The sequence below is a fragment of the Bradyrhizobium viridifuturi genome, assembly GCF_001238275.1.
GTDB lineage: Bacteria > Pseudomonadota > Alphaproteobacteria > Rhizobiales > Xanthobacteraceae > Bradyrhizobium > Bradyrhizobium viridifuturi.
The window spans coordinates 26,275-33,214 of the sequence record NZ_LGTB01000066.1 but is presented as its reverse complement, the minus strand read 5'-3'; the positions used below and the strand labels follow the sequence as shown (position 1 = coordinate 33,214).

Sequence of the window (6,940 nt, the reverse complement as noted above, 5' to 3'; positions counted from 1 at the left end):
GCGGCTTCTGGGCCGGGCGCAGTTGCCGGTGCAGTCGTCGGCGGCGCCCTCGCTTCGGGCGCGTACTACGGCTACGGGCCGGGGTACGGCTACTATGACGACAGCTACGGCTATTACGACGACAGCGCACCTGTCGCCGTGGAAGCCGCGCCGGGCGGCGATGCGAGCTACTGCGCGCAGCGCTACAGGTCCTACGATCCGGCCTCGGGTACCTATCTCGGCTTTGACGGCCTGCGGCACCCCTGCCCGTAACGAAGACACAAATTCCGGTTGAACAGAGGGCGGCGGCAACGCCGCCCTCTTTCATGCCGGCCAGTTCAGGTCCGCAGGGCCACCGCGACGGCCGCGAACGTCACCAGCAGCGCCGCGATGTCGCTCGCGCTGAGCGGCTCGCGCAGCATGGCTGCCGCCGCCAGCACGCCGACCACGGGAACCAGCAGCGTGCCGATCGACGCGGTCGCCGCCGGCAGCCGCTCGAGCGCCACAAACCAGCAGACGTAGCAAAGGCAGAACTGGATCAGCGTCATGTAGAGCATCGACGCCCAGCCGAGCTGCGACAGCGCGGCGAGCTGAGGCTGCTCGATCAGGACGCCGGCGATTGCGATCGGCACGCAGCCGATCGCAAGCTGCCAGGCCGCGAGCGACAGCGGCGGCATTGCGAGCTTGAAGAACTTGGTCAGCACCGTGCCGAGCCCGACGCAAAGCGCGCCCGCAAGCGCGAACAGAATGCCCGGCAACTTGCCGAGGCTGGCGTCGATCCCGCCGCCGCCGATCAGCGCCGCGATCCCGGCGAGCGCCACCGCAAGCGCAAGCGCGCGCGGCAGCGACACGCGCTCGTCGAGCACCGGCCAGGCCACCAGCGCGACCCACACCGGAATCGAGATGCCGAGCACGGCCGCCTCGCTGGCCCGCAGCCAGATCAGCGCGAGGCCCATCGACGCGACCCAGCCGCCGATCGACAGCGTCGACACCAGGGCAAGCCGCAACCACATGCCATCGGGCACACGCAGCGTCTGTCCGCGTGCGAGCGCCACCAGAGCGAGCCCGGCCGCGCCGACCACGCCGCACAGCCCGCGCGACGACAACGGCGGCCACTCCGTCAGCAGGAATTTCATGATCGGGAAATTGAGGCCCCAGCCGGTCGAGGCGACGACCAGGAATGCGAGGCCGAGCGGTGACAGCGGCGCGCGGCCGGCGACGGGAACTGCGGTCATGGACCTGTCGTAATGTGGACGGACAAATACTAGTGATGGTATCAGGGCTAGCTGGAAATCTGCTTGTCAGCAAACAGCATATGCATTCTATGATACAGACTTTCCATCCAGGTTCCGCCTTAATCGGCAGCCGGGCCTAGCGAGTCGTCGGCACGCGAGGCCGCAGAAAGAGGATGCATCGTGCCGAGCGTTCTCGTGGTCGATGACGACCCGATGGTGTGCGTTGCCATCGAGGTGTGTTTGCAGCGCCAGGGCTTCGACGTCACCGTTGCGGATGGCGGTGAAGCCGGCATGCGCGCGCTGGACCAGGCCGCGTTCGACGTCATGCTGGTCGACGTCTTCATGCCGCATATGCGCGGTTTCGAGGCGATTCGCATCTTCCACGAGCGCGCCCCCGATATTCCCGTCATCGCGATGTCGGGCTATGCCTTCGCCAATGCCGACCGAGCGCCGGACTTCCTGCGGATGACGATCGAGCTCGGGGCGTCCGCCTGCCTGCGCAAGCCGTTCACCCCGCAGGCGCTGGTTGCCGCCGTTAACGAATGTCTTGCGAAGTCTGCTCCTTCTGCTCGTCTTTCCAAATAATTGCTCGTACTAATCGTCGATGGCTTCCCAGCGTCTCATTCTTGGCAGTGGCCTTGCGATCCTCCTCGTCATCAGCGCGGCGTCGATCGGGCTGGACGTCAAGTCGCGCAGCGAGATTGATTCGGTCGATCACACCCTCAGAATCCTCAAATGCATCTCGGATGCGCGTCGCTGCCGCGGGGCGTCGAGAGCGCGGCGCGCGGTTTCGCGCTGACGGGCGACGCGTCCTTTGCCAACGAGTTCCGCGAGCAGAGCGCAGCCCTCACCGCCGCCTTCGACGAGTTGACGAATGCGGTGAAGTCGGCGCCCGAGGAAGCGCAGTTGATCGCGGGCACCAGGGGACAGGTCGAGCGCGCCATCGCGCTCGGCGCCGAACTGATCAGGTTGCGCGAGGCGGGCGACACCGCCGGCGCCGCTGCGCTGATCTCCGCCGACGAAAGCCGCTCCCTGATGGACAAGGTCGGCACCGCGCTCGACCGCCTGGTCGCCGAGGAGCGCCGCCTGCTCGGGATCCGCACCGACCAGTCGAAGACCAACGGCCGGCTGCTGCTGGCCATCGACCTCGCCGGCGTCTCGATGATCCTGCTGCTCGCGATCGCGCTGACCGTGACGGCCCGGCGTGCCAGCCGTGAACTGCAAGGCGCGCTCAGCGCGACCAAGGCGACCAACCTGTCGCTCGAGGGCAAGGTGGCCGAGCGCACCAAGGATCTCGGCGCCGCGCTCGAAGGGCTGCGCCGTTCGACCTCGGTGATGGAAACCACCTTCCGCAGCATGGCTGAGGCGGTGCTGGTGATCGACACCGAGGGCATCGTGCTGCTGTCGAATCCGGCCGCCGAGAAGATGCTGCGCTACAAGCCGGGCATGACGGTCCGGCAGCTGCGCGCCATGAGCAACGTGTTCCAGTCCGACGGCGTCACGCCGATGCAGGCCGACGACATGCCCTCGGCCAAGGCGCTGCGCGGCGAGGAATTCGACGGTCTGGAATTCGTCGCCCGGCCGGTGCGCGGCGCGCCGGAGATTCACCTCGTGGTGTCGGGCCGGCCGCTGCGCGATGGCGACAACACCATCACCGGCGCGGCACTGATCTATCACGACATCACCGCCTCGCGCGAAACCGAGCACAAGCTGCAACAGGCGCAGAAGCTCGACGCCATCGGCAAGCTGACCGGCGGCGTCGCGCACGACTTCAACAACATGCTGACGGTCATCACCGGCACCACCGAGACGCTGGTCGACAGCCTGCGCTCCCAGCCCAAGCTTGCGCAGACCGCCGAGCTGATCGACCGCGCCGCGGAACGCTGCCGCGAGCTGATCCAGCATCTGCTCGCCTTCGCCCGCCGCCAGCCGCTGGAGCCGCGCACCGTCGACATCAACGGCACCGTGGTCGACATCTCCAAGCTGCTGCGGCCGACGCTCGGCGAGCAGATCGAGATCAATTCGGTGCTCGCGCCCGACGTCGCCAGCGTCCATATCGATCCGTCGCAGCTTGCCAACTCGCTGCTCAACATGGCGATCACGCCCGCGACGCGATGCCGAACGGCGGCAAGCTGCTGTTCGAGACCAGCAACATCGTGCTCGACGATGCCTATGCTGCGATCAATCCGGACATCACGCCGGGCCGCTACGTGCTGCTCGCGGTCAGCGACACCGGCACCGGCATGTCGCACGCAGTGCAGGACAAGGTGTTCGAGCCGTTCTTCACCACCAAGGAGGTCGGCAAGGGCTCCGGTCTCGGCATGAGCATGGTGTACGGCTTCGTCAAGCAGTCCGGCGGCCACATCAAGATCTACAGCGAGGAAGGCCACGGCACCACGATCAAGCTCTATCTGCCCCCTGCCCGCGGCCAGGTCGAGGTCGAAGCGCCCGCACCGGAGCCGCCGCGTCGCGGCAGCGAAGTCATCCTCGTCGTGGAGGACGACCAGCTGGTGCGCAACTACGTGGTCACGCAGCTCGGCAGCCTCGGCTACAAGACCATCGCGGTGCCCGATGCCCGCGCCGCGCTGGCGCTGGTCGACAAGGGCGAGAAATTCGACCTGTTGTTCACCGACGTCATCATGCCCGGCGGCATGAACGGCCGCCAGCTCGCCGACGAAGTGAGAAAACGGCGGCCCGGCCTCAAGGTGCTCTACACTTCCGGCTATACCGAGAACGCCATCGTGCATCACGGCCGCCTCGATGAAGGCGTGCTGTTGCTTGCAAAGCCCTACCGCAAGGCGCAACTCGCCAGCATGCTGCAGCAGGCGCTCGGCGAGTGATGTGAGCGCGTCTCCTGCGGGAGACGTGACTTCTTTCGCACACCTCCATGTGAGCTGATCCAGTTTCGGGAATTCAGCTTGCGCCGATCATCGATCGGATGTAGGTGCACGCCCCTGCTTCAACCTAAACGTTCAACCGATGAGGAGATCAGCCGTGAAACCGCTCTCGCGATCGACACTATCCGTGCCGACGCCAGCAGTGCGTCCGGCTGAACGTCATCCCATCATGTTGAACGACAATGGCACAATCATTGATCCAGCGCCGGCAGGAGGCCGAGCGCGCGCGGGCTGAAGCCCATGCGTTCTCGCTGCGACATGTGTCGCAGCGGACGCGCCCTCCACCGGATTTCCAGAAGGCGATCAAAGAGGCCAGGCGCGGCTTCGAGGCATACGTCCTGCGTGACGCCGATGCCTGGAAGCCGCAGCTGAAGACTCGCGATGCAGCACGCCTGCGTCTTGCCGCAGCCCGTCATCTCTTCGCGCGCTTTCCCGTTGCCGAGCATCTGGAGCAAATCTGGATCGACACGGCCGGGCTGGGCGACGGCGAGATCGCGTTGCGCAAGCGCTGGTACGTCGCGGCGGCTGGCGGCGGCTCGCTCTACAAGGCGGGTGCGGACGCATGGCTGTCTCGCAAGGAGGTTCATGCGTTCCTCAATCCGCTGGGAAGCCTCGCCTTCGACGAAGCGATCTGGCAGGCGATCGCCCGTTCCTATACGGACGATCAGGGCGTCGCACTGAGGATCGCGCGCTCGGGCATCGCGCAGACGCCGCGTACCCAGCTTGGCTTCTGGCGTGAGGTGGCGCGCTTCTTCTGCGTACATCCGGCCACGGTCGAGGAGATGAGCGATCTCCGCGATTACCTTGCCGCGTGTTACCGACGCAATCGGAAGTTCAGTCTCAAGGGACGGACCCCGATCTCGCTCGGGCGACAGATGCACGCATGGCACCGCGAGCTCGCGGCGAACGCGCGCATTGAGGTCGCTCGCCGTCGCGCTGCGGCGGCGCAGAACCGTGCGCACGGGGTGTCGGCGACGCTCGATCCATCCGGCGACAGCTGGCCAGGCATCTCGCTCGCGGACTGGTCATGGAGCCCATCGTGCAAGGTCCATGGCCGCCGCGAGGAATATGTGGTGGTCCAGCTGCGCACCGCGGTCGATCTCGTCACCGAGACGCAGACCATGCGCCACTGCGTCGCGAGCTACGCGGCAAAGTGCATTGCCGGCCACGCGTCGATCTGGTCGCTGCGTCGTCGCGCCGCGGGCCATACCGAGCGACTGCTGACGATCGAAGTTGATCGTCACCAACGTGCGGTGCAGGTGCGTGGATTTGCCAACCGCGCACCGCTCACGGAGGAGCGCAAGATCCTCGAGCGGTGGGCCAAGGCACGCGCAATTGCGCTGCTATGACGATGCGCTGCGCACTCTCGCGCAGCGCATCGTTCGCGTTCGGGACGCTACCTTGTCGCCAGCGCGACGCCGGCGAGCGTGAACAGCAGCGCGACGATCTGCGTCGGCCCGAGCGGCTCGTGCAGCGCGAGCGCGGAGGCGATCACGCCGATCACCGGCACCGCCATGGTGCCGATCGCAGCGACTGAAGCCGGCAGCCGTGCCAGCGCGGCAAACCAGGCGACATAGGCGACGCAGAACTGGATCAGCGTCGAATAGACCAAGAGCCACCAGCCGACCGTCGTGATGCGGTCGAGATGCGTGGTCTCGATCAGGAAGCCGACGATCGCGATCGGCACGCAGCCGAGGCCGATCTGCCAGGCCGCGGCCGGGATCGGCGGCATCACCAGCGGGTATTTCTTCGCCAGCACCGTGCCGAGCGCAAAACCGAACGCGCCGCCGAGCGCCATGATGATTCCCGGCAGCTTCTCCTCGCTCGCGGAAATCCCGTTGCCGCCCATGATCGCGGCGAGCCCGGCGAACGCCATCACCAACGCGATGGTCCGCAGCAGCGTCGGCCGCTCGCCGAGCACCGGCCAGGCCAGCAGCGAAGCCCATACCGGCATGGTGTAGGCGATCAGCGCGGTCTCGCTCGCCGGCAGCCACAGTAGCGCGAGCCCCATCAGCACCATCCAGCCGGTGACGTTGAGCGCCGCATACAGCACGAGCCGCGGCCACAGCCTGGCTTCGACATGCAGGCTCTGGGAACGGATCAGCGCGAGCGCGGCGAGCAGCGCGGCGCCGATCACCCCGGTGGTGCCGCGCAGGGTCAGCGGCGGCAGCTCGCTGAGCAGGAATTTTGTGGACGGCCAGTTGAACCCCCAGCCCACCGAGGTGATGGCGAGGAACATCAAGCCGGCGGGCGCAAGGCGCGGCCGCACGGAAGGCTTCTTATCTGTCATGGAACCCGGCAAGGGCGTGAAAAGGATGTGAGTCGGCCGCACCTTGCCCGCGATTTTGTCGCCCCACCATCACGCCTCTGACATGCCTGATCCGTAGTTTGCCCGTAGCCTTACGTGAGTCCCCAAAATTCAATCCGGGACGGCGAATAAAAACTTCGCCTGTGAACAGCGGGGCGAAACTCCAATCCACAGGCGCTAGGAATTTTTTTGGCTTGGGAATCCCTGAGGACTCACCGATAGTTGGCTCGATCACAGGCGCGGCACCGCCCCCTGTTATCCCCTCCCCTCCACCATATTTAGTGTTTGATTCAGAAACTCGTACTAGTTCTTGACGGGCGTGACGGACATGGCCTAGCTTTCAACCTGTTCGGCGCGAGTGTGTTTGGGTCCCCGCCGGTCGCTCCCACAAGGGTTCCAAAATGACCACTCCGCCAGGCCTTCGGGCCGCGGGTGAAGGGCTTTTCTGCCCTGATTTTGGGTCGCCGTCGGGACGACAAACGGGCCGAGAAGGACCCGGAAACAGAGGCCGTAACCGGCCC

Annotated in this window: 7 protein-coding genes; 5 read left to right on the top strand and 2 right to left on the bottom strand. The window is 66.1% G+C overall.

Translation table 11 applies throughout. The features are described 5' to 3' along the window. Window positions 1-252, top strand: a 252-nt coding sequence (locus ALC15_RS38385; protein ID WP_162240545.1) for a BA14K family protein, incomplete at its 5' end; no start/stop codon positions are given. 65 nt (window positions 253-317) lie between these two features. Here ALC15_RS38385 and ALC15_RS38380 read toward each other — a convergent pair. After that, window positions 318-1,214 carry a DMT family transporter gene (locus ALC15_RS38380; protein WP_050631764.1) on the bottom strand — a complete coding sequence of 299 codons (897 nt, stop codon included), beginning with the start codon at window positions 1,212-1,214 and terminating at the stop codon, window positions 318-320. 180 nt (window positions 1,215-1,394) lie between these two features. Between ALC15_RS38380 and ALC15_RS38375 the strand changes: the two genes are divergently transcribed. The 4 genes from ALC15_RS38375 to ALC15_RS38365 all read left to right on the top strand — a co-directional run bounded on the left by ALC15_RS38375 (window position 1,395) and on the right by ALC15_RS38365 (window position 5,460). Next, a complete protein-coding gene (locus ALC15_RS38375) occupies window positions 1,395-1,799 on the top strand; it encodes a response regulator (protein ID WP_050631763.1) in 405 nt (134 codons plus the stop codon). A gap of 150 nt (window positions 1,800-1,949) precedes the next feature. Beyond that, entirely contained in the window at window positions 1,950-3,539 is a 1,590-nt protein-coding gene (locus ALC15_RS38370; protein WP_347336359.1) for a CHASE3 domain-containing protein, read from the top strand. Next, window positions 3,458-4,054: a response regulator gene (locus ALC15_RS47760; RefSeq protein ID WP_347336358.1), complete on the top strand. Its 597-nt coding sequence runs from the start codon at window positions 3,458-3,460 to the stop codon at window positions 4,052-4,054. The genes ALC15_RS38370 and ALC15_RS47760 overlap by 82 nt, the downstream gene beginning before the upstream one ends. Window positions 4,055-4,293: 239 nt before the next feature. After that, window positions 4,294-5,460, top strand: a complete 1,167-nt coding sequence (locus tag ALC15_RS38365) for a PcfJ domain-containing protein (protein WP_050631762.1) — start codon at window positions 4,294-4,296, stop codon at window positions 5,458-5,460. 47 nt (window positions 5,461-5,507) lie between these two features. On the opposite strand, the gene ALC15_RS38360 is transcribed toward ALC15_RS38365, so the two are convergent. Continuing rightward, on the bottom strand, window positions 5,508-6,401 hold the full coding sequence (locus ALC15_RS38360) for a DMT family transporter (RefSeq protein WP_050631761.1): 894 nt from the start codon (window positions 6,399-6,401) through the stop codon (window positions 5,508-5,510). Window positions 6,402-6,940 lie beyond the last annotated feature (539 nt).

Excerpts from the sequence above, each read along its gene's own strand:
- ALC15_RS38380 (WP_050631764.1), bottom strand. The coding sequence starts at position 1,214 with ATGACCGCAGTTCCCGTCGCCGGCCGCGCGCCGCTGTCACCGCTCGGC.
- ALC15_RS38370 (WP_347336359.1), top strand. The coding sequence starts at position 1,950 with ATGCATCTCGGATGCGCGTCGCTGCCGCGGGGCGTCGAGAGCGCGGCG.
- ALC15_RS47760 (WP_347336358.1), top strand. The coding sequence starts at position 3,458 with ATGTCGCACGCAGTGCAGGACAAGGTGTTCGAGCCGTTCTTCACCACC.
- ALC15_RS38365 (WP_050631762.1), top strand. The coding sequence starts at position 4,294 with ATGGCACAATCATTGATCCAGCGCCGGCAGGAGGCCGAGCGCGCGCGG.
- ALC15_RS38360 (WP_050631761.1), bottom strand. The coding sequence starts at position 6,401 with ATGACAGATAAGAAGCCTTCCGTGCGGCCGCGCCTTGCGCCCGCCGGC.